This window comes from Silvania sp. (genome assembly GCF_051656365.1).
GTDB classification, from domain to species: Bacteria; Pseudomonadota; Gammaproteobacteria; order Enterobacterales; family Enterobacteriaceae; genus Enterobacter; species Enterobacter hatchlandensis.
The window spans coordinates 13,259-40,083 of sequence record NZ_JBOGBT010000109.1 but is presented as its reverse complement, the minus strand read 5'-3'; the positions used below and the strand labels follow the sequence as shown (position 1 = coordinate 40,083).

The 26,825-nt window shown below is 55.7% G+C and carries 21 protein-coding genes, 7 tRNA genes and 1 pseudogene; 7 read left to right on the top strand and 22 right to left on the bottom strand.

Annotation, left to right across the window (positions count from 1 at the left end; all coding sequences use genetic code 11):
- Positions 1-190: pseudogene (gene ubiF, locus ACRDD5_RS21985) on the top strand (2-octaprenyl-3-methyl-6-methoxy-1,4-benzoquinol hydroxylase); the annotation flags it as partial.
- A 195-nt stretch (positions 191-385) separates the two neighbouring features.
- On the opposite strand, the gene ACRDD5_RS21980 reads toward ubiF, so the two are convergent.
- The 12 genes from ACRDD5_RS21980 to nagB form a co-directional block, all read right to left on the bottom strand.
- Positions 386-460 (bottom strand) — tRNA-Gln (locus tag ACRDD5_RS21980).
- A gap of 34 nt (positions 461-494) precedes the next feature.
- A tRNA-Gln gene (locus tag ACRDD5_RS21975) sits at positions 495-569 on the bottom strand.
- Between the two features lie 46 nt (positions 570-615).
- Positions 616-692 (bottom strand) — tRNA-Met (locus ACRDD5_RS21970).
- A gap of 20 nt (positions 693-712) precedes the next feature.
- Positions 713-787: transfer RNA gene (locus ACRDD5_RS21965), tRNA-Gln, on the bottom strand.
- 36 nt (positions 788-823) lie between these two features.
- Positions 824-898, bottom strand: a tRNA-Gln gene (locus ACRDD5_RS21960).
- Positions 899-921: 23 nt separating this feature from the next.
- Positions 922-1,006, bottom strand: a tRNA-Leu gene (locus ACRDD5_RS21955).
- 9 nt (positions 1,007-1,015) lie between these two features.
- Positions 1,016-1,092: transfer RNA gene (locus tag ACRDD5_RS21950), tRNA-Met, on the bottom strand.
- 225 nt (positions 1,093-1,317) lie between these two features.
- Entirely contained in the window at positions 1,318-2,982 is a 1,665-nt protein-coding gene (gene asnB / locus ACRDD5_RS21945; protein WP_271283565.1) for an asparagine synthase B, read from the bottom strand.
- A 250-nt stretch (positions 2,983-3,232) separates the two neighbouring features.
- Entirely contained in the window at positions 3,233-3,985 is a 753-nt protein-coding gene (nagD, locus tag ACRDD5_RS21940) for a ribonucleotide monophosphatase NagD (protein WP_438677981.1), read from the bottom strand.
- 44 nt (positions 3,986-4,029) lie between these two features.
- Positions 4,030-5,250 carry a DNA-binding transcriptional regulator NagC gene (gene nagC, locus ACRDD5_RS21935; RefSeq protein WP_271283567.1) on the bottom strand — a complete coding sequence of 407 codons (1,221 nt, stop codon included), beginning with the start codon at positions 5,248-5,250 and terminating at the stop codon, positions 4,030-4,032.
- Between the two features lie 8 nt (positions 5,251-5,258).
- The gene (nagA, locus tag ACRDD5_RS21930; protein ID WP_438677980.1) at positions 5,259-6,407 is read right to left on the bottom strand and encodes an N-acetylglucosamine-6-phosphate deacetylase; all 1,149 of its coding nucleotides are present in this window, start codon (positions 6,405-6,407) and stop codon (positions 5,259-5,261) included.
- A gap of 56 nt (positions 6,408-6,463) precedes the next feature.
- Positions 6,464-7,264: a glucosamine-6-phosphate deaminase gene (gene nagB / locus ACRDD5_RS21925; protein ID WP_271283569.1), complete on the bottom strand. Its 801-nt coding sequence runs from the start codon at positions 7,262-7,264 to the stop codon at positions 6,464-6,466.
- Positions 7,265-7,591: 327 nt separating this feature from the next.
- On the opposite strand from nagB, the gene nagE reads away from it, so the two are divergent.
- The 4 genes from nagE (at position 7,592) to chiQ (ending at position 13,667) form a co-directional block, all read left to right on the top strand.
- Complete coding sequence (gene nagE, locus ACRDD5_RS21920) at positions 7,592-9,616, top strand: N-acetylglucosamine-specific PTS transporter subunit IIBC (protein WP_438677979.1); 2,025 nt, start codon at positions 7,592-7,594, stop codon at positions 9,614-9,616.
- 179 nt (positions 9,617-9,795) lie between these two features.
- Positions 9,796-11,463 carry a glutamine--tRNA ligase gene (glnS, locus tag ACRDD5_RS21915; protein WP_438677978.1) on the top strand — a complete coding sequence of 556 codons (1,668 nt, stop codon included), beginning with the start codon at positions 9,796-9,798 and terminating at the stop codon, positions 11,461-11,463.
- Positions 11,464-11,884: 421 nt separating this feature from the next.
- Positions 11,885-13,291 carry a chitoporin ChiP gene (gene chiP / locus ACRDD5_RS21910; RefSeq protein ID WP_438677977.1) on the top strand — a complete coding sequence of 469 codons (1,407 nt, stop codon included), beginning with the start codon at positions 11,885-11,887 and terminating at the stop codon, positions 13,289-13,291.
- 46 nt (positions 13,292-13,337) lie between these two features.
- A complete protein-coding gene (gene chiQ / locus ACRDD5_RS21905) occupies positions 13,338-13,667 on the top strand; it encodes a ChiQ/YbfN family lipoprotein (protein ID WP_438677983.1) in 330 nt (109 codons plus the stop codon).
- Positions 13,668-13,762: 95 nt separating this feature from the next.
- Here chiQ and fur read toward each other — a convergent pair whose 3' ends face one another.
- The 4 genes from fur to ybfF all read right to left on the bottom strand — a co-directional run bounded on the left by fur (position 13,763) and on the right by ybfF (position 16,375).
- Positions 13,763-14,209 (bottom strand): ferric iron uptake transcriptional regulator, encoded by a 447-nt coding sequence (fur, locus tag ACRDD5_RS21900; protein WP_271283573.1) that lies wholly within the window; start codon positions 14,207-14,209, stop codon positions 13,763-13,765.
- Positions 14,210-14,499: 290 nt separating this feature from the next.
- Complete coding sequence (fldA, locus tag ACRDD5_RS21895; protein WP_271283574.1) at positions 14,500-15,030, bottom strand: flavodoxin FldA; 531 nt, start codon at positions 15,028-15,030, stop codon at positions 14,500-14,502.
- Between the two features lie 155 nt (positions 15,031-15,185).
- Entirely contained in the window at positions 15,186-15,473 is a 288-nt protein-coding gene (gene ybfE / locus ACRDD5_RS21890) for a LexA regulated protein (protein WP_271269165.1), read from the bottom strand.
- Between the two features lie 128 nt (positions 15,474-15,601).
- Positions 15,602-16,375, bottom strand: a complete 774-nt coding sequence (gene ybfF / locus ACRDD5_RS21885; RefSeq protein ID WP_438677976.1) for an esterase — start codon at positions 16,373-16,375, stop codon at positions 15,602-15,604.
- A gap of 183 nt (positions 16,376-16,558) precedes the next feature.
- Here ybfF and seqA point away from each other — a divergent pair, with 183 nt between their 5' ends.
- Both seqA and pgm read left to right on the top strand, forming a co-directional pair.
- Positions 16,559-17,101 (top strand): replication initiation negative regulator SeqA, encoded by a 543-nt coding sequence (gene seqA / locus ACRDD5_RS21880; RefSeq protein ID WP_271283576.1) that lies wholly within the window; start codon positions 16,559-16,561, stop codon positions 17,099-17,101.
- Between the two features lie 24 nt (positions 17,102-17,125).
- Complete coding sequence (gene pgm, locus ACRDD5_RS21875; RefSeq protein ID WP_438677975.1) at positions 17,126-18,766, top strand: phosphoglucomutase (alpha-D-glucose-1,6-bisphosphate-dependent); 1,641 nt, start codon at positions 17,126-17,128, stop codon at positions 18,764-18,766.
- Between the two features lie 90 nt (positions 18,767-18,856).
- Here the strand turns inward: pgm and kdpE are convergent, their stop codons facing one another.
- Genes kdpE through kdpF form a run of 6 tightly spaced genes read right to left on the bottom strand, consistent with a single transcriptional unit; the run spans position 18,857 to position 26,629 of the window.
- Positions 18,857-19,534 (bottom strand): two-component system response regulator KdpE, encoded by a 678-nt coding sequence (kdpE, locus tag ACRDD5_RS21870; RefSeq protein ID WP_438677974.1) that lies wholly within the window; start codon positions 19,532-19,534, stop codon positions 18,857-18,859.
- Complete coding sequence (gene kdpD, locus ACRDD5_RS21865; protein WP_438677973.1) at positions 19,531-22,206, bottom strand: two-component system sensor histidine kinase KdpD; 2,676 nt, start codon at positions 22,204-22,206, stop codon at positions 19,531-19,533. The genes kdpE and kdpD overlap by 4 nt, the downstream gene beginning before the upstream one ends.
- Positions 22,206-22,781, bottom strand: coding sequence for a potassium-transporting ATPase subunit KdpC (kdpC, locus tag ACRDD5_RS21860; RefSeq protein ID WP_438677972.1), 576 nt, complete (start codon positions 22,779-22,781; stop codon positions 22,206-22,208). Before kdpC ends, kdpD begins: the two co-directional genes overlap by 1 nt.
- Positions 22,782-22,793: 12 nt before the next feature.
- On the bottom strand, positions 22,794-24,842 hold the full coding sequence (kdpB, locus tag ACRDD5_RS21855; protein ID WP_438677971.1) for a potassium-transporting ATPase subunit KdpB: 2,049 nt from the start codon (positions 24,840-24,842) through the stop codon (positions 22,794-22,796).
- An 18-nt stretch (positions 24,843-24,860) separates the two neighbouring features.
- Positions 24,861-26,540: a potassium-transporting ATPase subunit KdpA gene (kdpA, locus tag ACRDD5_RS21850; RefSeq protein WP_271281474.1), complete on the bottom strand. Its 1,680-nt coding sequence runs from the start codon at positions 26,538-26,540 to the stop codon at positions 24,861-24,863.
- On the bottom strand, positions 26,540-26,629 hold the full coding sequence (kdpF, locus tag ACRDD5_RS21845; protein WP_271281475.1) for a K(+)-transporting ATPase subunit F: 90 nt from the start codon (positions 26,627-26,629) through the stop codon (positions 26,540-26,542). Before kdpF ends, kdpA begins: the two co-directional genes overlap by 1 nt.
- Between the last annotated feature and the right edge of the window lie 196 nt (positions 26,630-26,825).

The window sequence follows — 26,825 nt, the reverse complement described above, 5'->3', positions numbered from 1 at the left end:
GGTGCTGCAACGTTATCAGGCGCGTCGTCGGGTGGACAATTTGCTGATGCAAAGCGGCATGGATCTTTTCTACGCCGGATTCAGTAACGATCTTGGGCCGTTACGTGTGTTGCGAAACGTTGGCTTGATGGCCGCGCAGCGTGCGGGCGTTTTAAAGCGTCAGGCGTTGAAATATGCGTTAGGGTTGTAACCTACAAAAATGCCGGATGGTGGCTACGCCTTATCCGGCCTACACCAACCAGTATCCCGGGAAGGCTACGCACATAACATAGCCGTGAGTAAGGCTAACCCGGATTGATTACGTGAAAAAGTAAGAGGAGAGCGGGCGAGATTTTTCAGAATACATCAAAACGAAAAAAGCTCGCCGAAGCGAGCTTTTCGAATATGGCTGGGGTACGAGGATTCGAACCTCGGAATGCTGGTATCAGAAACCAGTGCCTTACCGCTTGGCGATACCCCAACGGGTGCGTTCACAATATGAACGGCTTTGAAAATGGCTGGGGTACGAGGATTCGAACCTCGGAATGCTGGTATCAGAAACCAGTGCCTTACCGCTTGGCGATACCCCAACAATTTTTTTTCGAATTTATCGATGTTTTCGAGAAATTCTGAATTTGGTGGCTACGACGGGATTCGAACCTGTGACCCCATCATTATGAGTGATGTGCTCTAACCAACTGAGCTACGTAGCCGATACTAGCATATTCTTCGATGGCTGGGGTACCTGGATTCGAACCAGGGAATGCCGGTATCAAAAACCGGTGCCTTACCGCTTGGCGATACCCCAATACCGTCGCGGCAATCCGCAAATATCGAAGAAATATGGCTGGGGTACCTGGATTCGAACCAGGGAATGCCGGTATCAAAAACCGGTGCCTTACCGCTTGGCGATACCCCATCCGTGCAACGCTTATCTGGAAATGGTGCGGGAGGCGAGACTTGAACTCGCACACCTTGCGGCGCCAGAACCTAAATCTGGTGCGTCTACCAATTTCGCCACTCCCGCAAAAAAAGATGGTGGCTACGACGGGATTCGAACCTGTGACCCCATCATTATGAGTGATGTGCTCTAACCAACTGAGCTACGTAGCCATCTTTTTTTTCGCGTTACCTTATCGGCGTTGCGGGGCGCATTATGCGTATAGACCCTTGCAGCGTCAACACCTTTTTCATCGAAAATAGCGCGAATGTGACTGTTTGGTTAGGTTGCGAACAGCCTGGCCGATTATTCGGCAATTATTGGTTATTAATCGTTTTTGTCCAGCGAAACGCGAGGCAAAAAAAAGGCCCCGAAGGGCCTGATGAGGATAATTCCTGTTATTTATACGCGGACTGATGCACACCGACGGCACGGCCTGACGGATCGTTCATGGATTTGAACGATTCATCCCACTCAATCGCTTTTGCAGAAGAGCAAGCGACGGAAGGGCCACCCGGCACACACTCGGCAGCGCTTGGCAGTGGGAACAGCTCTTCAAAGATCTCGCGGTACAGATACGCCTCTTTAGAGGATGGCGTGTTGTACGGGAAGCGGAAGCTGGCCGTTTCCAGTTGTTGGTCAGAAACCTGCTTAGCTGCCACCTCTTTCAGGCTATCGATCCAGCTGTAACCCACGCCGTCGGAGAACTGCTCTTTCTGACGCCAGGCGACGCTTGCCGGCAGGTAGGATTCAAAACATTCACGCAGGACATGTTTTTCCATCTTACCGTTGCCGCACATCTTGTCCTGCGGGTTAATGCGCATGGCCACGTCGAGGAACTTTTTATCCAGGAACGGCACGCGAGCTTCTACGCCCCAGGCGGACATCGCTTTGTTAGCACGCGCGCAGTCGAACATGTGCAGCGCCTGTAGCTTACGTACGGTCTCTTCGTGCAGCTCTTTGGCATTTGGCGCTTTATGGAAATAGAGGTAGCCGCCAAAGACTTCGTCAGAACCCTCGCCGGACAACACCATCTTAATGCCCATCGCTTTGATTTTACGGGACATCAGGTACATCGGCGTTGAGGCGCGAATGGTGGTCACATCGTACGTTTCAATGTGGTAGATAACGTCGCGGATCGCATCCAGCCCTTCCTGCACCGTAAAGTGAATCTCATGGTGCACGGTGCCAAGGTGGTTTGCCACTTCCTGCGCGGCTTTCAGATCCGGGGATCCTTCCAGGCCAACGGCGAAGGAGTGCAGCTGCGGCCACCAGGCTTCGGAGCGCTCCTGATCTTCCACGCGGCGGGCGGCGTACTTTTTGGTGATCGCCGAGATAACAGAAGAGTCCAGACCGCCGGAGAGCAGCACGCCGTAAGGCACGTCAGACATCAGGTGACTTTTTACCGCGTCTTCCAGGGCCTGAGCCAGTTCGACTTTGTCGGTGACGTTGTCTTTAACCGCATCGTAATCGAACCAGTCGCGCTGATAGTACGAACGGATCTCGCCGTCTTTGCTCCACAGGAAACTACCCGCCGGGAACTCTTTAATGGTACGGCACACTGGCACCAGGGCTTTCATCTCAGATGCAACGTAGAAGTTGCCGAATTCGTCGTGGCCCATATACAGCGGAATAATCCCGATATGGTCGCGACCAATCAGATACGCATCTTTTTCGCTGTCGTACAGGGCAAAGGCAAACATTCCCTGCAGTTCGTCGAGGAACTCCGGACCTTTTTCCTGATACAGGGCGAGAATCACTTCACAGTCAGATCCGGTCTGGAAGGCATAGCGATCACCGTATTCCGCGCGCAGCGCCTGGTGGTTGTAAATTTCACCGTTGACGGCCAGCGCATGGGTTTTTTTCTCGTTATACAGCGGCTGGGCACCGGCGTTGACGTCCACAATCGACAGGCGTTCGTGCGCCAGAATGGCTTTATCGCTGGCATAGACGCCGGACCAGTCCGGACCGCGATGGCGCATCAGACGGGACAGCTCCAGTGCTTTTTTACGCAGTTCGACCGCGTCAGTTTTAATATCCAGTACGCCAAAAATTGAACACATAACCTTCTCCGTTAACCCTGTTGCAGTGTGATATTGCTTGCTTATGAAAATGCCGTAAAAGGGCAGGAGCGGCAAGCGTTTTGCGGGGTGAAACTGAAATAGTGCAATAGTGATTGCCGAATGTTGAAAAAAGCGTACGCCAAGGGCGGATTTATTGATGATTATTCAATGAATGGCGATTTCTATTAGTGTTGAGTGTGTTTTTGACGGTAGAAAATGAAAAAACCACGTCCGGGGACGTGGTTTTGGCTTACAGAACATCGATTTCCGCGACCGAAGGATAAATCCAGCTTGGCCGAAACGGCATCGAATCAATATCATCCAGGGTCGAGACACCTGACAGCACCAGAATGGTTTCCAGACCGGCCTGGAAGCCCGCCAGAATATCGGTACGCAGGTTGTCGCCTACAATAACGGTTTGCTCGGAGTGGGCCTGCATTTTGTTGAGTGCCGCACGAATGATCCACGGGCTGGGTTTGCCAACATAAAACGGCGTGCGGCCGGTCATCTTCTCGATACCGGCACAGAGCGCGCCACAGGCAGGATAGAAGCCGCGGCCGTGAGTATCAGGATTGGTGGCGATAAAGCGAGCGCCATTCGCCACAAAAAATGCCGCCTTGTGCATCATTTCCCAATTATAGGAACGCGTTTCACCAACGATAACAAAGTCGGGATTAACGTCAGTAATGGTGAAACCGGCTTTGTATAATTCATGGATTAGCGCGCCTTCGCCTACCACATAGGCTTTTTTACCTTCCTGACGCTTGAGGAAGTCCGCCGTTGCCATCGCCGAGGTGTAGAACACGCTATCGGGCACATCGACGCCGGCAGTCGCAAAACGGTTGGCCAGATCCTGCCCGGTCTGGGACGGGAAGTTGGTGAGCAGAACCAGCGGCATCCCTTTTTCAAGGATGCGGTGAAGAAATTCAGCTGCACCTGGCACGGCAACGTTGTCGTGCATCAGCACGCCATCGATATCACAAATTACATTCTTAATGGTCATGGACTACCCGACATCAAAAAAAGAGGCGTAACTATAAAACGCTGTCAGCTTTCCAGCAAACGCTGCAGCAGGATACCGTTAAGCATGGCGCGTTTTACCAGCGCAAAGGCGCCGATAGCGGAGCGGTCGTTCAGCGTGGAGCGCACCACCGGTAAATTCTGGCGAAACGCCTTCAGCGCCTGGGTATTGATGCAGCCCTCAATGGCGGGCAGCAGCACTTTTTCGGCTTCGGTAATTTCACCGGCGATCACAATCTTTTGCGGGTTAAACAGGTTGATGGCTATCGCGATGGTTTTTCCCAACTGACGCCCAACCTGCTCGATCACTTCACAGCTAAGGGCATCGCCCTTATTGGCTGCTTTGCATATAGCGCCGATTTTACAGTCATCCAGCGTCACCCGGCTCTGGTAGCCCTGTTCCAGCATATGGCGAACCCGGTGCTCAATAGCAGCATTAGCGGCAACCGTTTCCAGACAGCCAAAGTTGCCGCAGTGACAGCGTTCACCCAGCGGATCGACCTGAATATGACCAATCTCGCCAACGTTACCGTTACGGCCAATAAAGATGCGCCCGTTGGAGATGATCCCGGCGCCCGTTCCGCGGTGGACGCGCACCAGAATGGAGTCTTCGCAATCCTGACTCGCCCCAAAATAGTGCTCCGCCAGCGCCAGGCTGCGGATATCGTGGCCAACAAAGCAGGTTACCGCAAAGCGTTTTTCCAGCGCGTTGATTAAGCCCCAGTTTTCAACCTGAATATGCGGCATATAGCGGATCACGCCGCTTTCCGGGTCGACAAGGCCCGGCAGTATCACTGAAATGGCAATCAGTTCGCGGATTTTGCGCTGGCAGGATTCGATAAACAGCTCAATCGCATTGAGCAGCGCATGTTCAAGCGTCTCCTGGGTGCGTTCCGGCAGGGGATAATGCTCTTCAGCAAGGCTTTTGCTGCTGAGATCGTACAGGGTCAGCGTGGCGTCATGGCGGCCAAGGCGCACGCCAATAGCATGGAAATGACGGGTTTCGGTGATTATCGAGATGGCGCGACGGCCCCCGGTGGAGGCCTGCTGATCCACTTCTTTAATCAGCCCGCGCTCAATGAGCTGACGGGTGATTTTGGTCACGCTGGCGGGGGCAAGCTGGCTCTGTTCTGCAATCTGAATGCGCGAGATGGGTCCGTGCTGGTCAATCAGTCGATAAACGGCAGCGCTGTTCAGCTGCTTAACCAGATCCACATTACCAATTTGAGCTTGTCCGCCAGGTGTCATACTTTTACTTACTCTGTGACGACCTCGTTACCGTTAACGATGGTCTTGATGATTTTATAATCGTGCGTGAATGCGGTGAGGTTAGCCACCATGCCTGGGGCAATGGCACCCAGCTGTTTGTCGACGCCAATCGCGCGCGCCGGGTAGAGCGTTGCCATCCGCAGCACTTCATCGAGGGCAATGCTGCAATGTTCGACCAGATTGCGCACGCCTTCGATCATCGTCAGAGCCGAACCGCTCAGCGTGCCGTTCTCATCCACACACAGCCCATCCCGGTAGTATATTGTTTTACCAGCAAAAATGAACTGTTCAATGTTTGCCCCTGCCGGTGCCGTGGCGTCGGTAACCAGACACAGCTTATCGCCTTTCAGGCGCTTGGCGTTACGCACGTTGGCGTAATCCACGTGCAAGCCATCAACAATAATGCCGCAGTATACGTCCGGTTCATCAAAAATTGCCCCGGCCAGGCCCGGTTCTCGCCCGGTAATGTACGGCATGGCGTTGTACAGATGGGTGGCGAAGGTAATACCGGCGCGGAAGCCGACTTTAGCCTCTTTCAGCGTGGCATTGGAGTGCCCGGCAGAGACCACAATCCCGGCACCTGCCAGTTTACGGATAATTTCAGGGTCGACCATTTCGGGCGCCAGGGTCACTTTGGTGATCACATCTGCGTTGGCACACAGGAAATCAACCAGCTCTCCGTCAGGCTGGCGTACGAAGCCTGGGTTATGCGTCCCTTTTTTGACGATGTTCAGCCACGGGCCTTCAAGATGCAGGCCCAGCGCCTGGTGCGGATATTTCGCCAGATACTCGCGCATCACGCGAACACCCTGTTTCATCAGCTCATCGCTGGTGGTAATAAGCGTTGGCAGGTAGCTGGTGCAGCCCGATTTTTCGTTGGCGCGCTGCATAATTTCCAGCGTCTCAACGGTTACGGCTTCTGCCGTATCATTGAACTGGACGCCGCCGCAGCCGTTAAGCTGTACGTCGATAAAACCGGGGGAGATGATTGCTCCATTGAGCGAGCGTTGTTCTATACCCGTTGGCAGTTCGGCCTGCGGGCAGACACGTTCAATCAGGCCATTAGCGATAACAATCGCATGGTCATCCAGAATTTCATGGCCGGTATAAATCCGACCGTGGGTTAAAGCATACATAACGACCCCCGGTTTTAAAAAAAGCATTCCGTCTCTACGTAAGAGACGGCGTCAGATTACAGACCTTTGATGTTTTCAGCTTCTAATTCGTTGAAGTATTTCAGCGTTTTGACTTTCAGCTCCATGGTGGATGGCTCATCGCACACCACAACGGCTTTCGGATGCAGCTGCAGACAGCTGATGGTCCACATATGGTTGACGTTGCCTTCCACTGCCGCCTGAAGGGCCAGCGCTTTCACACCGCCCAGCACCAGGATCATCACTTCTTCAGCATCCAGCAGGGTGCCCACGCCCACGGTCAGCGCATATTTTGGCACCTGGTTAACATCGCCATCAAAGAAACGGGAGTTTGCAACACGGGTGTCATGCGTCAGGGTTTTGATACGGGTACGGGATGCCAGAGAAGAGGCCGGTTCGTTAAACGCGATGTGACCATCATTGCCTACGCCGCCCATGAACAGGTGGATTTTGCCATAAGCGCGGATTTTTTCTTCGTAATGGCGGCACTCAGCATCGATATCCGGTGCATTTCCGTCCAACAGATTAATATTTGCAGGCTGAATATCAATGTGATCAAAGAAATTGCGGTGCATGAAGCTATGGTAGCTCTCCGGATGATCCTTTGGCAGGCCAACATATTCGTCCATGTTGAACGTAACAACATGTTCGAAGCTGACCTGGCCCGCTTTATGCATCTCCACCAACGCTTTATAGGCGGTGAGAGGCGTGCCTCCGGTCGGCAGACCAAGCACAAAAGGACGATCGGCTGTTGGTTTGAACGCGTTGATACGGTTTACAATATGGCGAGCAGCCCATTTACCGACTTGTTCTGCAGTTGCCAGGGGGATCAGTCTCATTATTCACCTCTGAAGATTAAGTAAAAAAGTTGGCGGATTGACTGTCTGAGTATGATGTAAGCCTAACCTGGTTCACACCGTAAGGGGGCAATCCGTCCTGATTTTTCGTATCATAAAATAAGTTTTCATTGTTTGCCAGTGTAAGGGAGGGGTTGAAACGATATTTGGTGACAAAACTCACAAAAAATACGCGTTTAATTTGCGATGCGAATTAATTTTCCACACACTCATAAAGCCAGTGAATCATCAACTATACATATAAGTTAATGACACAATAAAAACACAGCTGAGAATACACCTTCAAAGGGGTCTCAAAGGGGGAAGAAAGTGAGCATTTTAGGTTATTTACAAAAGGTTGGCCGCGCCTTGATGGTGCCGGTTGCCACGCTGCCAGCGGCGGCAATTCTGATGGGTGTCGGATACTGGATTGACCCGGTGGGTTGGGGTGGGGACAACGCATTAGCGGCGTTCTTCATCAAGTCTGGTTCTGCGATTATCGATAACATGTCCGTACTGTTTGCCATTGGTGTGGCTTATGGTATGTCCAAAGATAAAGACGGTGCTGCGGCACTGACCGGTTTTGTTGGCTTCCTCGTTTTAACCACGCTCTGTTCGCCGGCTGCGGTGGCAATGATCCAGAAGATCCCGGCGGACCAGGTGCCTGCCGCGTTCGGTAAGATCAGCAACCAGTTCGTCGGTATCCTCGTGGGTATCATCTCCGCTGAACTGTACAACCGCTTCAGTAGCGTAGAGCTGCCAAAAGCGCTCTCCTTCTTCAGCGGTCGTCGTCTGGTGCCGATCCTGACCTCCTTCGTGATGATCGTGGTCGCCTTCATCCTGATGTACGTCTGGCCGGTGATTTTCGACGGTCTGGTGAACTTTGGTGAGCACATCCAGAAGCTGGGCTCCGTCGGTGCGGGCGTGTACGCGTTCTTCAACCGTCTGCTGATCCCGGTTGGTCTGCACCACGCGCTGAACTCCGTATTCTGGTTTGACGTTGCTGGTATTAACGATATCCCTAACTTCCTCGGCGGCGCACAGTCCATCGAAGCAGGTAAAGCGGTTGTCGGTATCACCGGTCGTTACCAGGCGGGCTTCTTCCCAATTATGATGTTCGGTCTGCCGGGTGCGGCGCTGGCTATCTACCACTGCGCGCGTCCTGAGAACAAAGCGAAGGTACTGGGTATTATGATGGCGGGCGCATTCGCGGCCTTCTTCACCGGTATCACCGAGCCGCTGGAATTCTCCTTCATGTTCGTGGCACCGGTACTGTATGTGATCCACGCTGTACTGACCGGTATCTCTGTCTTTATCGCCGCAAGCATGCACTGGATTGCCGGCTTCGGCTTCAGTGCGGGTCTGGTGGATATGGTGCTGTCGTCACGTAACCCACTGGCAACCCACTGGTACATGCTGATCCCACAAGGTCTGGTGTTCTTCGCTATCTACTACGTGGTGTTCCGCTTCACGATTACTAAATTCAACCTGATGACCCCGGGTCGTGAACTGGCGGTTGCCGGTAGCGAAGCGGATGGTCAGGACGTTAATGTCAGCGCGGGCAACACGGAAGATGTTTCCGGTCTGGCGCGTCAGTACATCGCTGCGGTCGGCGGTTCAGACAACCTGACCGGTATCGATGCCTGCATCACTCGTCTGCGTCTGAACGTAAAAGACTCTGCTCTGGTTAACGAAGCCATGGCGAAGCGTCTGGGTGCCTCTGGCGTGATTCGCCTGAACAAAACCAGCGTGCAAATCATCGTCGGCTTTGTGGCTGAGAAGATAGCCAACGCCATGAAAACTACCGGCCCAGTCGCCGCCGCAGAAGCCGCTCCGGTCGCTGCTGCAGCCGCACCAACGGCGGTTAAACCGCAGGCGGTGGCTAACGCAACGACTATCGCCGCGCTGGTTTCCCCGGTAACGGGTGACGTGGTAGCTCTGGAACAGGTTCCTGATGAAGCCTTCGCCAGTAAAGCCGTTGGCGACGGTGTTGCGGTAAAACCAACGGATAAAACCGTGGTTTCTCCGGCAGCGGGCACCATCGTTAAAATCTTCAACACCAACCACGCGTTCTGCCTGGAAACGGAAAAAGGTGCGGAGATCGTTGTCCATATGGGTATCGATACCGTCGCGCTGGGCGGCCAGGGCTTTAAACGCCTGGTGGAAGAGGGGGCAGAAGTGGTTGCTGGTCAGCCGATTCTGGAAATGGATCTCGACTTCCTGAACGCCAATGCGCGCTCCATGATTAGCCCGGTTGTCTGCAGCAACATCGACGACTTTAGCGGTCTGGTCATCAAGGCGCAGGGTCAGGTTGTGGCCGGTCAAACCCCACTGTATGAAATTAAAGGCAAATAAGTGCTCCTGAGTTAGCGTTAATGCCTGAGCGGCGGGGATAATCCCCGCCGCTTTTTTTTGCAGCAATCGCCCCGATTATTCTCTGCGAAGACGTTTTATACGTAACTAAAGGTTGTCACTACGCCCGGCTTATAAGATCATATGCCGTTATACGTCGTTTACGCTTTGAGGAATCCACGATGAGTGAGGCAGAAGCCCGCCCAAGCAACTTTATTCGTCAGATCATCGATGAAGATCTGGCCACTGGTAAGCACACTACTGTTCATACCCGTTTTCCGCCGGAGCCGAATGGCTACCTGCATATTGGTCATGCGAAATCGATCTGCCTGAACTTTGGCATCGCGCAAGACTACCAGGGTCAATGCAACCTGCGTTTCGATGACACCAACCCGGTAAAAGAAGACATCGAGTACGTAGAGTCCATTAAGAACGACGTGCAATGGTTGGGCTTCAACTGGTCTGGCGACATCTGCTACTCCTCTGACTATTTTGACCAGCTGTACGCTTATGCGGTTGAGCTTATCAACAAAGGTCTGGCCTACGTTGATGAACTCTCTGCTGACGAAATCCGTGAATACCGCGGCTCGCTGACCGCGCCGGGCAAAAACAGCCCATACCGCGATCGTAGCGTGGAAGAGAACCTGGCGCTGTTTGAGAAAATGCGCGCCGGTGGCTTCGAAGAGGGCAAAGCCTGCCTGCGTGCCAAAATCGATATGGCATCGCCATTTATCGTGATGCGCGATCCGGTGCTGTATCGCATTAAATTTGCCGATCACCACCAGACCGGCAGCAAGTGGTGCATCTACCCGATGTACGACTTCACCCACTGCATCAGCGATGCGCTGGAAGGCATTACGCACTCCTTATGTACGCTTGAGTTCCAGGATAACCGCCGTCTGTATGACTGGGTTCTGGATAACATCACCATTCCGGTGCATCCGCGTCAGTACGAGTTCTCTCGTCTGAATCTGGAATACACCGTGATGTCCAAGCGCAAGCTGAACGAACTGGTCACCGATAAGCACGTTGAAGGCTGGGACGACCCGCGTATGCCGACTATCTCTGGTCTGCGTCGTCGTGGCTACACCGCTGCGGCCATTCGTGAGTTCTGCAAGCGCATCGGCGTGACCAAGCAGGACAACACCATCGAGATGGCCTCGCTGGAATCCTGTATCCGTGAAGATCTGAACGACAACGCCCCACGTGCGATGGCGGTTATCGATCCGGTGAAACTGGTTATCGAGAACTACCCGCAGGGTGAAAGCGAGCTGGTGACCATGCCTAACCATCCGAGCAAACCGGAGATGGGTAGCCGTGACGTGCCGTTCAGTGCTGAAATCTGGATCGATCGTGCGGATTTCCGTGAAGAAGCCAACAAGCAGTACAAGCGTCTGGTGATGGGTAAAGAAGTGCGCCTGCGTAACGCCTATGTGATCAAAGCTGAGCGCGTAGAGAAAGACGCGGAAGGCAACATCACCACGATCTTCTGCAGCTACGACGCGGAGACCCTGAGCAAGGATCCGGCTGACGGTCGCAAGGTAAAAGGGGTAATTCACTGGGTTAGCGCCGCACATGCGCTGCCGATTGAAATCCGTCTGTACGATCGCCTGTTCAGCGTGCCAAACCCGGGTGCGGCAGACAATTTCCTCGACACCATTAACCTGGAGTCGCTGGTCATTAAGCAAGGTTTTGCTGAGCCGTCCCTGAAAGCGGCCGTTGCCGGTAAAGCGTATCAGTTTGAGCGCGAAGGCTATTTCTGCCTCGACAGCCGCTATGCCACTGCGGACAAACTGGTGTTTAACCGTACCGTCGGTCTGCGCGATACCTGGGCAAAGGTCGGCGAATAACCGATACCCCCCTGAGCGCCGCGTAATGCGGCGTTTTTTTTGCTTATCAATCAAGTCATTGCTGGTGTTAATCTTCGCGATGCGAATTAATTGCATTTCCCTCCGCTGTTAGCCTTCTCCCCCTTGCTTCAAATTAATCCCATTCTGTCGCGAATTAATGCAACCACTAAAAATAACTGGCTAATTTTGAAGATTATTTTAATTGATTATTCTGTCGCGCGGGCGTTGTTACAAATGGCAACCAAATATGTGCACTTCGTCATAATCCTGACTTTTGATCGCTAAAAAGGATTGATAATTCGCGTCGCGAAAAATAGTCTACAGGCAGTAGATGTAAATGAGTATTTCTGCTTACGTCGACTTTTTAACTTTTGTTTTTTCGCCGTTTAAGGCGCTTTTAATACGTCAAAGAGGATTAACTATGCGTACGTTTAGTGGCAAACGTAGTGCGCTTGCGCTGGCTATTGCCGGTGTGACAGCAATGTCTGGTTGGATGGTCTCTCCAAAGGCTCAGGCCGAAGGTTTTGTCGATGATTCAACCCTGACGGGCGGTGTCTATTACTGGCAGCGTGAACGTGACCGTAAAGACGTTGAATCAGACAAATACAAAACTAACCTCGCTCACTCCACCTGGAACGCCAACCTTGATTTCCAGTCCGGCTATGCAGCGGACATGTTCGGTCTTGATCTGGCCGCCTTCACCGCGATTGAAATGGCGGAAAACGGCGACAGCGGACACCCGAACGAAATTGCATTCTCCTCCAGCAACAAAGCCTACAAAGAGGACTGGTCCGGCGATAAGAGCGGGATCAGCCTGTACAAAGCGGCAGCCAAATTTAAATACGGTCCGGCCTGGGCGCGCGGTGGCTGGCTTCAGCCTACTGGTCAAACCTTATTAGCGCCGCACTGGAGCTTTATGCCGGGTACATACCAGGGCGCTGAAGCCGGGGCGAACTTTGACTACGGCGATAGCGGGGCGTTGAGTTTCTCCTACATGTGGACCAACGAGTACAAAGCGCCGTGGCACCTCGAGATGGACAAGTTCTATCAAAACGACAGAAAGACCCGCGTCGACTATCTCCACTCCCTTGGTGCGAAATACGATTTCAAAAACAACCTGATTCTGGAAGCGGCATTCGGTCAGGCTGAAGGCTATATTGATCAGTATTTTGCCAAAGCCAGTTATAAGATGGATGTGGTGGGCGGCCCGCTGTCGACCAGCTATCAGTTCTACGGCACCCGTGATAAAGCCAACGACAGCACCGTCAATGATATCTACGACGGCACCGCCTGGCTGCAGGCGCTGACCCTGGGCTACAAAGTCGGGCAGGTGGATTTACGCCTGGAGGGGACTTACGTCAAAGCCGAAGGACAGCAAGGCTACTTCCTGCAGCGTATGACCCCAACCTATGCCTCTTCCAACGGTCGTCTGGATGTCTGGTGGGATAACCGCTCCGACTTTAACGCCAACGGCGAAAAAGCGGTCTTCTTTGGTGCGATGTACGATCTGAGCAACTGGAACATGGCAGGCTGGAGCGTCGGTGGCTCGTATGTCTACGCCTGGGATGCGAAGCCAGCGGACTGGTTTATCAACAGCGCGGGCCAGCGCGAAAACAACCCGTCCAACAACATCAAAGAGTCAGCCTATAGCCTGGATGCGATCTACGTCCTGCAGGACGGTCGTGCGAAAGGCACTATGTTCAAGCTGCACTTCACCCAGTACGACAATCACTCCAGTATCCCAAGCTACGGCGGCGGTTACGGCAACATCTTCCAGGATGAGCGCGACGTGAAGTTTATGGTTATCGCCCCATTCACTATCTTCTGATGATGCTTCCGGCGGGGTTACACCCGCCGAAACGGAGACCGCTATGTTGAAAAAAATCCTGTTTGTCGCGGTATTTGCCGCCGGGCTTACCGCCTGCGCAGAGCCGCAGACCCAGAAAGAAGATTCACGTCTGAAAGAGGCTTATAGCGCCTGTATTAATACCGCAGAGGGATCGCCGGAGAAGATCGAAGCCTGCCAAAGCGTGCTGAACGTGCTTAAGCAAGAGAAAGCGCACGAGCAGTTTGCGACCCAGGAAACGATAAGAGTGGCTGATTATCAGGCCTGTATTCAGGCGCGCAAAACCGGAAACGATCAGGAAGTGACGAAGCGTTGCGACCAAATCTGGAAGGAAATTCGCAGTAATAACAGCAAGTAATCAGCTGTTATTAGGCCCGGTATGCGTCAGCGCTACCGGGTTTTTTTTGCATAAAAAAAGCCAACCGTCAGGTTGGCTTAGCGTGTGCGGATGAATTATTTCGCGTCGTGCGCGTGGTCATCTGCAGTGCAGTCGCCTTCAGCGCAGTGGCCGTACAGGTAAAGACTGTGGTTGGTCAGACGAATGCCGTGACGTGCAGCAATTTCACGCTGACGGGATTCAATAGAGTCGTCGCTGAATTCGATCACTTTGCCGCAATCCAGGCAAATCAGGTGATCGTGATGATGCTGCTGCGTCAGTTCGAAAACGGATTTACCGCCTTCGAAGTTATGGCGTGTAACGATGCCAGCGTCGTCAAACTGGTTCAGTACACGGTACACCGTGGCCAGACCAATCTCTTCGCCCATGTCGATCAGACGCTTGTATAAGTCTTCCGCACTGACATGATGGTTATCCGGACCCTGAAGCACTTCCAGAATTTTTAACCGTGGAAGCGTGACTTTCAGTCCGGCCTTCTTTAATGCGGTATTGTTGTCAGTCATGCGGAATCTGTCCTGTTGCTAAACGATTCACTTCTATAGAAGAAGTGACAGAAAGTGCACCTGAGAGAATGCGTCTCATTATAGAACTGCCATGGCTGAATGAAAACTGCAAGTCTCAAGCAAAGTATGCTTATAAAAACGTGGTACCGCCAACAAACTTGTTACAGGGTGACCCGTTTAATCCTGGTTGATTGTACAGGTATGACAGCAAAAGTTAAAAATTTGTAGCAATTATTTTGATTGATAATACCTATCAATGCGGCGTAACTACAGGTTACGCCGCCACAACATCAGGCGTTGAGGATGTCGTCGAGGTGCAGCTCTTCGCGGATCTGCTTAACCCATTTGTCCACGCGCTCTGCGGTCAGCTCCGGCTGGCGGTCTTCGTCGATAGCCAGTCCCACAAAGTTGTCATCATCAGCCAGACCTTTAGAGGCTTCGAAGTGATAGCCTGCAGTTGGCCAGTGGCCCACGATCACTGCGCCACGCGGCTCAATGATGTCGCGAATGGTGCCCAGCGCATCGCAGAAGTACTCTGCGTAGTCTTCCTGGTCGCCACAGCCGAACAGGGCTACCAGTTTGCCATTGAAGTCGATCTCTTCCAGAGACGGGAAGAAGTCGTCCCAGTCGCACTGCGCTTCACCGTAGTACCAGGTTGGGATGCCCAGCAGCAAGATATCGTAACCTGCGATGTCTTCTTTGCTGCTTTTCGCAATGTCATGCACATCGGCAACGTCTTTACCAAGCTGTTTTTGAATGTTTTTCGCGATGTTTTCGGTGTTACCGGTGTCGCTGCCGAAAAAAATGCCGATGATTGCCATGAGTAAAATAACCTCTTGAAACTTAATAGTATGGTGGCGCAATTTAGCCACGGATAAGGGCAATCATAGCAGAACAGAGAAGCCTGCGGAAACTGCTATCGCGCAGGACTGCACTCTGTGCTACATGAAAGCAACAAGGAGGGGAGTTTTCTGACTTACGCTTTGTCGTGCCATTTCTCGAGCTGCAGGATCAGCATCTCTTCAATAAGCTCACTGCGGCTGATGTCGCGGGCATTTGCCAGCTCGTTCAGCGCATCGACGGCGTCCGCATTGAGTTTCAGCTCGACGCGTTTAAGCCCACGACTTTTATCGCGTTTGAGCTGATTGCGCTTATTAATGCGCAGCTGTTCATCACGCGAATGCGGATTGGTTTTCGGTCGTCCCGGGCGCCGCTCATTCGCGAACAGATCTATTGTTGTGCGGTCCGTGTTTTCTTTGGCCATGATTCTGAGACTTCGGGGGAAACAAGACGCCCTGCTAAAGCCCGGGCGATAAGCGCGCCATCATACATCAGCGAAATCGGCACGCCAACGACTGGTGGCCCGCAGGCGACCAGTCGCTCTCTTTTTAATCAATTTTCGATGTCGGCGAGGTAACGGCGGATGGCACGCAGCACGGCATCGGGTTTTTCGGCATGCACCCAGTGCCCGGCACCGGCAATCACATGCGCCCGCGCCCGCGGGAATTGCGCCAGCAGCGCGTCCCGATACGCTTCGGTGACGTAGGGCGAATTGCCGCCGGGAATAAACAGCGCCGGGTGCGACCAGGCCGGCACCGGCTGCCAGCCAACGATGTTGCTGTACTGATCCCACAGCGCAGGCACGTTAAAGCGCCACTCACCGTCCACGAAGGATTTCAGCAGAAACTGCACCACACCTTCTTCATCAAGGTGCTCACGCATCACCGTGGCGGCCTGCTGGCGGGTGCTGACCCCGGCCTCTGTAACGGCATTAATCGCGGCGAAAATCTCATCGTGGCGGCGCACGGCATAATCCACCGGGGCCACGTCGATCACCACCAGACCGTCAATACGTTCAGGTGCAAGCGCGGTCAGCGCCATCACCGCTTTACCGCCCATGGAGTGGCCGACAAGCGTCGCCTTTTCAATATTGTGGGCGTCCAGCGTATCGAGCAGATCCTGAGCCATATCGGCATAGGTCATCTGTGCCGAGCGCGGGGACTGACCATGGTTACGCATATCCACCTGCAGGAGAGCGTGGTCCGTCACCAGATCCCGTGCCAGCACGCCGAGGTTGTCCAGGCTGCCAAACAGGCCATGAACCAGCACGATGGGAGAATTATTGTGCGGCGATTGTGCAGATTGCGCTCGGGTATTCAATTTCATGGCAAAGTTCTTTTTTTACGTATGTCAGGTTAGGGTATCATGTTGACCATTCTGCCGCCCGGCTGCAAGGAAACAGTTAAATCTGACTTTTGCCGCCACCCTGGCTTGACGCTATCCGCTGTTGGGTTTTGACCTTATACTCCCAACAACTTGTATTCAGATAAGATATCGCACTGGATTAAGATGAAAACAATCGAAGTTGATGACGAGCTTTATCAGTTTATTGCCAGCCAGACACGGCATATCGGTGAAAGCGCGTCCGACATTTTACGGCGCATGCTGAAAATTGCCGCCGCCTCACAGTCCACCGCGCCTGTCGTCAAAGAAGTGCGCCAGCCAGCCGTTGTCGCGCAGCAAAAGCCGCTGAACCCGGCGAAAGACAATGTGCGTGCGATGCGCGAGCTGCTGCTGTCTGATGAATACGCGGAACAGAAAAAAGCCGTTAACCGCTTTATGCTGGTGCTGTCTACACTCTATTCACTGGACAACAAAGCGTTTGCCGACGCCACCGAGTCCCTGCACGGTCGAACTCGCGTTTACTTCGCTGTCGATGAGCAGACGCTTTTACAGAATGGTAATCAAACTAAACCCAAACAGCTCCCTGGTACCCCGTACTGGGTGATCACCAATACCAATACCGGACGCAAGCGCGGCATGATCGAACACATCATGCAGTCGATGCAGTTCCCGGTGGAATTGACTGATAAGGTTTGCGGTACAATTTAACCCTTGCATCAGAAGGACCAGGCAATGGCAAATCACAATCGTGCGGGTCAGCCTGCACAACAGAGCGATTTGATTAACGTCGCCCAGCTTACCGCCCAGTACTACGTGCTGAAGCCGGAAGTGGGTAATGCAGAACACGCAGTGAAGTTTGGTACGTCAGGTCACCGTGGCAGCGCGGTTCGCCAAAGCTTTAACGAACCGCACATTCTGGCCATTGCCCAGGCCATCGCGGAAGAGCGCGCCAAAAATGGCGTCACCGGTCCGTGCTACGTCGGTAAAGACACGCACGCCCTGTCAGAGCCTGCTTTCATTTCCGTACTGGAAGTGCTGGCGGCCAACGGCGTGGACGTGGTGATTCAGGAAAACAACGGCTATACGCCGACCCCTGCAGTGTCGAACGCTATTCTGGTGCATAACCAGCAGGGCGGGGCGCAGGCAGACGGGATTGTGATCACCCCGTCGCACAACCCGCCGGAAGATGGCGGCATCAAATATAACCCGCCTAACGGTGGCCCGGCTGACACCAACGTCACCAAAGTGGTGGAAGACCGCGCTAACGCTCTGCTGGCCGACGGCCTGAAAGGCGTGAAGCGAATCACCCTGGGCGAGGCGATGGCCTCCGGTCACGTGAAAGAGCAGGATCTGGTGCAGCCGTTTATTGAAGGGCTGGCGGATATCGTCGATATGGCTGCGATCCAGAAAGCCGGTCTGAAGCTTGGCGTTGACCCGCTTGGCGGCTCCGGTATCGAATACTGGCAGCGTATTGCGGCGCACTACAAGCTGGATCTGACCATTGTTAACGATCAGGTCGATCAGACCTTCCGCTTTATGCACCTTGATAAAGACGGCGCGATCCGTATGGACTGCTCTTCCGAGTGTGCGATGGCCGGTCTGCTGGCGCTTCGCGATAAGTTCGACCTCGCGTTTGCCAACGACCCGGACTATGACCGCCACGGGATCGTCACCCCTGCGGGCCTGATGAACCCGAACCACTATCTGGCGGTGGCGATCAACTACCTGTTCCAGCATCGTCCACAGTGGGGCAAAGATGTGGCCGTCGGTAAAACCCTGGTCTCCTCGGCGATGATCGACCGCGTGGTTAACGATTTGGGTCGCAAACTGGTCGAAGTACCGGTTGGCTTCAAGTGGTTTGTTGACGGTCTGCACGACGGCAGCTTCGGTTTTGGCGGTGAAGAGAGCGCGGGTGCTTCCTTCCTGCGCTTCAACGGCACGCCGTGGTCCACCGACAAAGACGGCATCATCATGTGCCTGCTGGCGGCAGAAATTACGGCAGTAACCGGGAAGAATCCGCAGGAGCACTACAACGAGCTGGCGGCCCGTTTCGGTGCCCCAAGCTACAACCGTCTGCAGGCATCGGCCACGTCTGCGCAGAAAGCCGCGCTGTCTAAGCTTTCGCCAGAAATGGTCAGCGCCAGCACCCTGGCGGGTGACCCGATCACCGCGCGTCTGACTGCCGCACCAGGCAATGGTGCGTCGATTGGTGGGCTGAAAGTGATGACCGACAACGGCTGGTTCGCGGCGCGTCCATCCGGTACGGAAGATGCGTACAAAATCTACTGTGAAAGCTTCCTCGGCGACGAACACCGTCAGCTGATTGAGAAAGAAGCGGTTGAAATTGTCAGTGAAGTATTGAAGAACGCATAAGTGTGGCTTGTGCGCCGGGCGGCACGGCGTTTGCCCGGCCTACAGCATCCAGAAACGGCAACCTTCAGGTTGCCGTTTTGTTTTCCCACATCAAAGCATAAACCGATAACCAATACCGGTTTCAGTGAATAAATGCCGAGGGCGCGCGGGATCCACTTCCAGCTTCTGGCGCAGATGCCCCATATAAATGCGCAAATAGTGGCTGTGCTCCACCGCATTTGGTCCCCAGACCTGGCTTAACAGCTGGCGCTGGGTGAGCACTTTACCGTGATTATTAAGCAGCACCGCCAGCAGGCGAAACTCAATCGGTGTCAGGTGGATTTCCGCTTCGCCGCGCTGGATGCGGCGCGCGGCCAGATCGACGCGAATATCTGAGAAGGTAAAAACCGGTTCTGAAGGCGCGGCGGCGCTATGACGGCGCAGGGCCACCCGCAGGCGGGCCTGCAGTTCGCCAATGCCAAAGGGTTTGCTGAGATAGTCGTCGGCACCGGCATCAAGGGCGGCAATTTTGTCGGTCTCTTCGAGGCGGGCAGAGAGCACAATGATCGGCATCTGGCTCCACTGACGCACTTCGCGGATAAAATCGAGGCCGTCGCCGTCGGGCAGGCCGAGATCGAGGATAACCAGATCCGGTTTGCGGGTCGCGGCTTCAATCAGCCCACGCTGGAGCGTCCCGGCATCGTGGACGCGCAGGCCTTCGCCTTCCAGCGCGGCGCGCAGAAAACGGCTGATAGCGAGTTCATCTTCAACAATCAGAACGTTAATCACACATCCTCTGCAAATTCATTGAGTTCCGGTGGCGTATCGAGCGGGAGTGTAACACAAAAACCGGCCCCCCCTTCCGGGCGGTTATGCGCGGTGATGGTCCCGCCGTGCACCTCCACAATCGCCTGGCAGATGGCCAGCCCAAGGCCAACGCCGGGGATGGCCGACTCTTTATGCCCGCGGGCGAATTTATCAAAGATAGCCTGTTCTTGCCCCGCCGGTATCCCTGGCCCGTTATCCCAGACCTCCAGCTGCAATTGCTGCGGTGAAACGCGGGTGTGAATGCCGATTTGCGCTTTACTGCCCGCATATTTGGCGGCGTTTTCCAGCAGGTTGATCAGCACGCGTTCGAACAGCGGGCCATCCACGTGGATCAGCGCCAATGGGGCAGACATATCCAGCGCAATGTGGCGACCGCCCAGCCCCGGTTCCAGTGTTTTTAAGGCGCTGCCAATCACCTCTTCCAGAGTCAGCCACTCCTTTTTCAGGTTAAAGCCGCCGGACTGGATCCGCGCCATATCCAGCAGGTTGTTGACCAACCGGGTGGTGTTGAGCACATGCTGGCGGATCTCGCTGGCCTGCAGGGCGTGGCGGGAGCCTTCTGCCGCCAGGTCGAGCGTCAGGATCTCCGACTGACCAAACAGCACCGTCAGCGGCGTGCGCAGGTCGTGGGAAAGGGCCGCCAGCAGCGAGTTGCGAATGCTCTCACGCTCGCTGGCTAACCGCGCCTGCTCTTCGCTGGTGGTAAGCGCCAGCCGCTCAAGCGCGCTGGCGACCAGCAGGGTAAAGGTCTCCAGCAAGCGCTGCTGTTCGGGGATCATCAGCTGACGCAGGTTTGATGGCTCGACAATCACCACCCCCTGATTTTGCAGCGGCAGTATCTGATAGGGCACGCCGGGCAGGGTGTCGGTTCCGGCCCCGGCGGGCAGCCCCTTGTCAAAACTCCAGCGGGCGATGGCGTCATCCCAGGGGGCGATGCCGGAAGTCGAGGTCAGCGGGTGCAGTTTGCCGTCGTTGTCCGGGAGCAGGATCAGGCTGCGGGCATAAAAGGTGGAGTGTATAAACTGCTGGCTGGTCTGGACGATATCCTGCGGCGTACGGCCCACCGCCAGCGCTTTCGACATCTCATACAGATGGCGGGTACGCTGCTCGCGATAGCGGGCAATCCGCGCCTGATAGCGTACTCCGGCGGTCAGATTACCGATCAATAATCCCACCGCCAGCATCACGGCGAAGGTGAGGAGATACTGCACATCCGATACCGCCAGCGTGCCGCGCGGGGCGATAAAAAACAGATCGAAGCTGGCAACGTTGATCACCGTCGCCAACACCGATGGCCAGCGCCCGTAAAACAGCGCCACGATCACCACCCCGAGGAGGTAGATCATCACCAGGTTGGCGGCATCAAAGTCGGGCAGCCACTGGCTGGCAATAAGGGTAATTAGCGCGCAGAGCAGGGCAGCCACCAGACAGCCGCGCAGCTGGACGCGCCATTTATCGCTAAAGGTACGGGCATCCGGGGTTTTAGCGGGCAAGGCGGCGGGCTTGTCATCCAGAGCAACAATCAGCAGATCGAGATCCGGCGCGCGCTGCGCCAGCTTGTCGGCAAAAGTATCCCGGCTGAACCAGCGGCGACGCGAGCGCCGACCGATGACTATTTTGCCGAGGTTATGTTCGCGGGCGTAGCGCAGAATCGCTTTGTCTTCCGCCTGATCGGCGAGGGTCGCGGTTTCGGCACCCAGCTCTTGCGCCAGGCGAAGCGCACTCAGGATGGCGCGGCGCTGGTTTTCCGGCAGCCGATGCAGCTCCGGCGTTTCGACATACACCGCGTGCCAGACGCTGCCAAATTTTGCCGCCAGCCGGGCGGCGGTGCGTACCAGCTTTTCATTGCCGCTGCCGTGACCGATGCACAACAGAATGGCATCGCGGGTATGCCACACTTTCTCCTGACCCTGCTGGTCGCGCCAGGCCCGCATCTGATCGTCGACCCGATCGGCGGTGCGGCGCAGGGCCAGCTCGCGCAGGGCAATTAAATTGCCCTTGCGGAAAAAATGCTCAATGGCCCGTTCGGCCTGCCCGGCGATGTAGACCTTGCCTTCGTGCAGGCGCTGGCGCAGATCGTCCGGAGGCAGATCCACCAGCACCACTTCGTCGGCGGCGTCGAAAAAGGGATCGGGGACGGTTTCCCGCACCTGAATCCCGGTTACGCCGCTGACCACGTCATTCAGGCTTTCCAGGTGCTGGACGTTAACGGTGGTAAAAACGTCAATGCCCGCTTCGAGCAGCTCCTCAACATCCTGCCAGCGTTTGGGGTGGCGCGAGCCGGGCGCATTGCTGTGCGCCAGTTCGTCCATCAGGATCAGCGCCGGGCGGCGGGCGAGGGCGGCGTCGAGATCGAACTCACTCACCAGACGCCCACGAGCGTGGTGGCGTCGGGGCGGCAGTATCGACAGGCCGGTCAGTAACGCGGCCGTCTCCTGACGGCCATGGGTTTCAACGACGCCGATTAATATATCGAGCCCCTGGGCGCGCAGTCGCTGCGCTTCGGTCAGCATGGCGAAGGTCTTCCCGACGCCTGCGCAGGCGCCGAAGAAGATTTTCAGCTTGCCGCGATGGGTGCTCGCGGTTTGCTCCAGCAGTCGGTCCGGGTCCGGCCGCAAAGGCTCATCGGTCATCAGAGGTTCCTTAGCGCGTCCAGCGCCAGATTCAGCTCAACAATATTCACCACCGGCATCCCCATTACGCCGACAGGCGGTTTTTGGGTGTGTTCAGCCACCAGTTGGCTCAGCTGCGCAGTGGTTAACTGGCGGGCCTGCGCCACGCGCGGGATCTGCCAGGCGACTGCACCGGGTGTCAGGCTGTAGTCCAGCCCGCTGGCCGAGGTGGTCACCAGTTCAACCGGCACGGTACGGCTGGCCTGTGGATTGGCCGCGCGTAACGCCTCGACGCGTGCGCGAACGGCGTTATCCAGCTCAGGATTGCTGCCCGCCAGGTTACTGCCGCCGGAGGCCAGCGGATTATACGGGCTTTCTGCCGTGGCGGAAGGACGCCCGTGAAAGTAACCTGCGGCTGTAAAGTTCTGGCCAATCAGACGCGAGCCGCGGATCTCCCCCTGCTGGTGGATAAGCGATCCGTTGGCCCGATCGGCAAACCACCACTGGCCCAGCGCGGTGGTCACCAGCGGATAGAGGCCGCCGGTGATCAGCGCCAGCAGGATAAACAACAGTATAGCGGGACGTAACATAGCCATTTGATTTTCCTCTTAAACCAGCCCGGATACAGTTAACAGCAGGTCAATGGCTTTGATGCCGATAAACGGCACCACCAGCCCACCCAGACCGTAAATCCACAGATTGCGGCGCAGCATGGCGGCGGCGGTCAGCGGCCTGTAGCTCACGCCTTTTAGCGCCAGCGGAATCAGAAAAATAATGATCAGCGCGTTAAAGATCACTGCGCTCAGGATAGCCGAGGCAGGGGAGTGCAGGTGCATCACGTTCAGGGCGTTCAACTGCGGATAGGTCGCGGCAAACGCCGCCGGAATAATGGCGAAATACTTCGCCACGTCGTTAGCGATGCTAAAGGTAGTGAGCGAGCCCCGGGTCATTAGCATCTGCTTGCCGATGTGCACCACTTCAATCAGCTTGGTAGGGTTCGAGTCGAGATCGACCATATTGCCCGCCTCTTTTGCCGCCTGGGTACCGGAGTTCATCGCCACGGCGACATCCGCCTGCGCCAGCGCCGGGGCATCGTTGGTGCCGTCGCCGGTCATCGCCACCAGTCGTCCTTCGGCCTGATACTGGCGGATCAGCGCCAGCTTGGCTTCCGGAGTGGCTTCTGAAAGAAAGTCATCAACGCCCGCTTCAGCGGCGATGGCGGCAGCCGTCAGGCGGTTATCCCCGGTGATCATCACCGTTTTAATGCCCATTTTACGCAGCTGGGCGAAGCGCTCTTTAATGCCGCCCTTCACCACATCCTTCAGGGCGATCACACCCAGCACCGCAGCGCCTTCCGCCACCACCAGCGGGGTCGCACCCTGACGCGCCACGTTTTCCACCAGCGTATCGACCTGCGGCGGGAAGTGGCCGTTATTGGCCGCAATATGATGGCGAATGGCGTCCACCGATCCTTTGCGAATCAGCCGGTCCTGAATGTTAATCCCGCTCATTCGCGTCTGTGCCGTAAACGGCACGAAGGTGGCGTGCAGGCTCTGAACGTCGCGCTGACGCAGGTTAAAGCGCTGTTTGGCGAGGATCACGATGCTGCGACCTTCCGGGGTTTCATCTGCCAGCGAGGCCAGCTGCGCCGCGTCGGCCAGCGTTTTCTCCTCGACGCCTGGCGCAGGCAGAAATTCGGATGCCTGACGATTCCCCAGCGTAATGGTGCCGGTTTTATCCAGCAGCAGCACGTCTACGTCGCCTGCCGCCTCTACCGCCCGGCCGCTGGTGGCAATGACGTTGGCCGCCAGCATCCGGCTCATGCCCGCCACGCCGATGGCCGACAGCAGGCCGCCGATGGTTGTCGGGATCAGGCACACCAGCAGGGCGACCAGTACGGTGACGCTCACCGCCGTACCGCCGTACGCGGAGAACGGCCACAGGGTGGCGGTTGCCAGCAGGAAGACGAGAGTCAGCGCCACCAGCAGAATAGTCAGGGCGATTTCATTAGGCGTTTTGCGGCGCTGTGCCCCTTCGACCATGGCGATCATGCGATCGAGAAAGGTCTCGCCCGGATTGACGCTGCACTGGATCACCAGCCAGTCGGAGAGAATGCGCGTCCCGCCGGTGACCGAGGCAAAATCCCCGCCGGACTCACGAATAACCGGTGCCGATTCACCGGTAATGGCGCTTTCATCCACCGAGGCACCGCCTTCGATCGCTTCCCCGTCGCAGGGAATAATGTCGCCCGCTTCCACCAGCACGATGTCGCCTTTACGCAGCGCATCAGCCGGAACCGCATCTGTTGCAGCACCGTATTTGGGCTCACGCAGCTTGCGGGCAAACGCTGTTTTCTGTACCCCCTTCAGGCTGTTGGCCTGCGCTTTGCTGCGCCCTTCGGCCAGCGCTTCGGCGACGTTGGCAAACAGCACGGTGAACCACAGCCACAGGCTTATTGCAGCGGTAAAGGTTGCACTGCCGGCCAGTTGACCACTGGCCATGGCGATGGCCAGCACGGTGGTCAGCAGGCTGCCCAGCCAGACGATAAACATCACCGGGTTGCGCCATTGTCCGCGTGGATCTAATTTTTTTACCGCGTCCTTCAGCGCCTGACGAACCAGAGAGGGTTCAAGCAGGGCCAGTTGCTTACGACTCATGACGAATACTCCGCAAAATCAGCGTAAAGAGAGATGTTCCGCGACCGGGCCTAATGCGAGGGCGGGGATAAAGGTGAGGGCGCCGACCAGCAGCACAGTGCCGATCAACAGGCCGACAAACAGCGCCCCGCAGGTCGGCAGCGTGCCGCTTGAGGCGGGCTGGATTTTCTTGCTGACCAGTGCCCCGGCAATCGCCATCACCGGCACAATCACCCCAAAGCGGCCGACCAACATGCAGAACGCCAGCAGGCAGTTCCAGAACGGTGTGTTGGCGCTCAGGCCCGCAAAAGCACTGCCGTTGTTATTGGCGGCAGACGAAACGGCGTACAACACCTCGCTAAAACCGTGGATGCCGGGGTTGAAGATGCCGCTGCGTCCGGCCTCGGTCATCAGGGCCAGCGCGGTGCCGAGCAGCACCAGCGCAGGGGTGACGAGGATCGCCAGCGCGGTTAGCTTCATCTCACGCACGTCGATTTTTTTGCCCAGATATTCCGGGGTGCGGCCAATCATCAGCCCGGCGATAAACACCGCCAGCAGTACGAACAGCAGCATGCCGTACAGGCCCGAGCCGACGCCGCCGAACACCACTTCGCCGATCTGCATCAGCCACAGTGGGATCATCCCGCCCAACGCGGTAAAGGAGTCGTGCATGGCGTTCACCGCCCCGCAGGAGGCGGCGGTGGTGACCACCGCATACAGGCTGCTGGCGAGAATACCGAAGCGGCTCTCTTTGCCCTCCATGTTGATACTGCTGTCCGCCCCGAGCAGGGTGAAATGAGCGTTACCCTGCCACTCGGCCCCCATCACCAGTGCGGCACAGACCACGAAGATGACCGACATCGCCCACAGGATCGCGTGTCCCTGGCGGCGATCGTTCACCGCATCGCCAAAGGCAAAGCACAGGGCGGTGGGGATCAGGAAGATCGCCAGCATCTGCACGGCGTTGGTCAGGGCGGTTGGGTTCTCAAACGGATGCGCGGAGTTGGCGTTGAAAAAACCCCCGCCGTTGGTGCCGAGCATTTTAATCGCTTCCTGCGAGGCCACAGGCCCCATGGGTAAAAGCTGTTTTGCCCCCTCCAGCGAGGTGAAGGGCTGATACGGCAGCAGGTTTTGCAGCACGCCCTGCTGAATAAACAGCAGGGCAATCACCAGCGACAGGGGGAGCAATACCCACAGGGTAATACGGGTAATATCGACCCATGCGTTGCCCAGGGTAGTGACATTCTGGCGGGCAAAGGCGCGGGTCAGGGCGAAGATCACCGCGATACCGCTGGCCGCTGAAAGGAAGTTTTGCACCGTCAACCCCGCCATCTGGCTGAAATAGCTTAGGGTGCTTTCACCGGCATAGGATTGCCAGTTGGTATTGCTGACAAAACTGACTGCCGTATTCAGCGCCAGGTGCCAGGAGAGACCCGGAAGTTGCTGCGGATTGAGTGGCAGATAGCCCTGCAGCATTAGCAGGGCAAACAGCACCAGAAGACCGATCCCATTTAGCAGCAGGATCGCGCCCAGATAATGACGCCAGCCCATCTCCAGCGTGCGGATCCCAAGCCCGCGTAGCAAAGCGCCGTCAACGGATTGCAGCCCAGGCAGCGGAAGGCCGTTAATCATCCGCGCCAGCAGCAACCCGAGCGGACGGGCAAGCACGAACAGCACCAGCAAAAAGCCAGCGATAAGCAGAAATCCTTGTGCGGCCATCAGAATGCCTCCGCGTTAATCAGGGCATAAATCAGATAGCCCATTAACAGGAACACCAGCACGATGCCAGCAATCACACCTGCACTCACAATTCACCTCCGGGTGACGTTAGTAATGGTGCAAAGGTAGAATGTCGGGCGCAAAGATTTTGCAAAAATCAGGTGGGGAGATATAAAAAAAGTATAAAGATGCCAAAGCCATGATTTAACTAATGGTTAGTATTAATTTAACTTTTATGTAACTAAATTACGAAAGAAGTGTAAATATTCACTAAACCAATGAAAA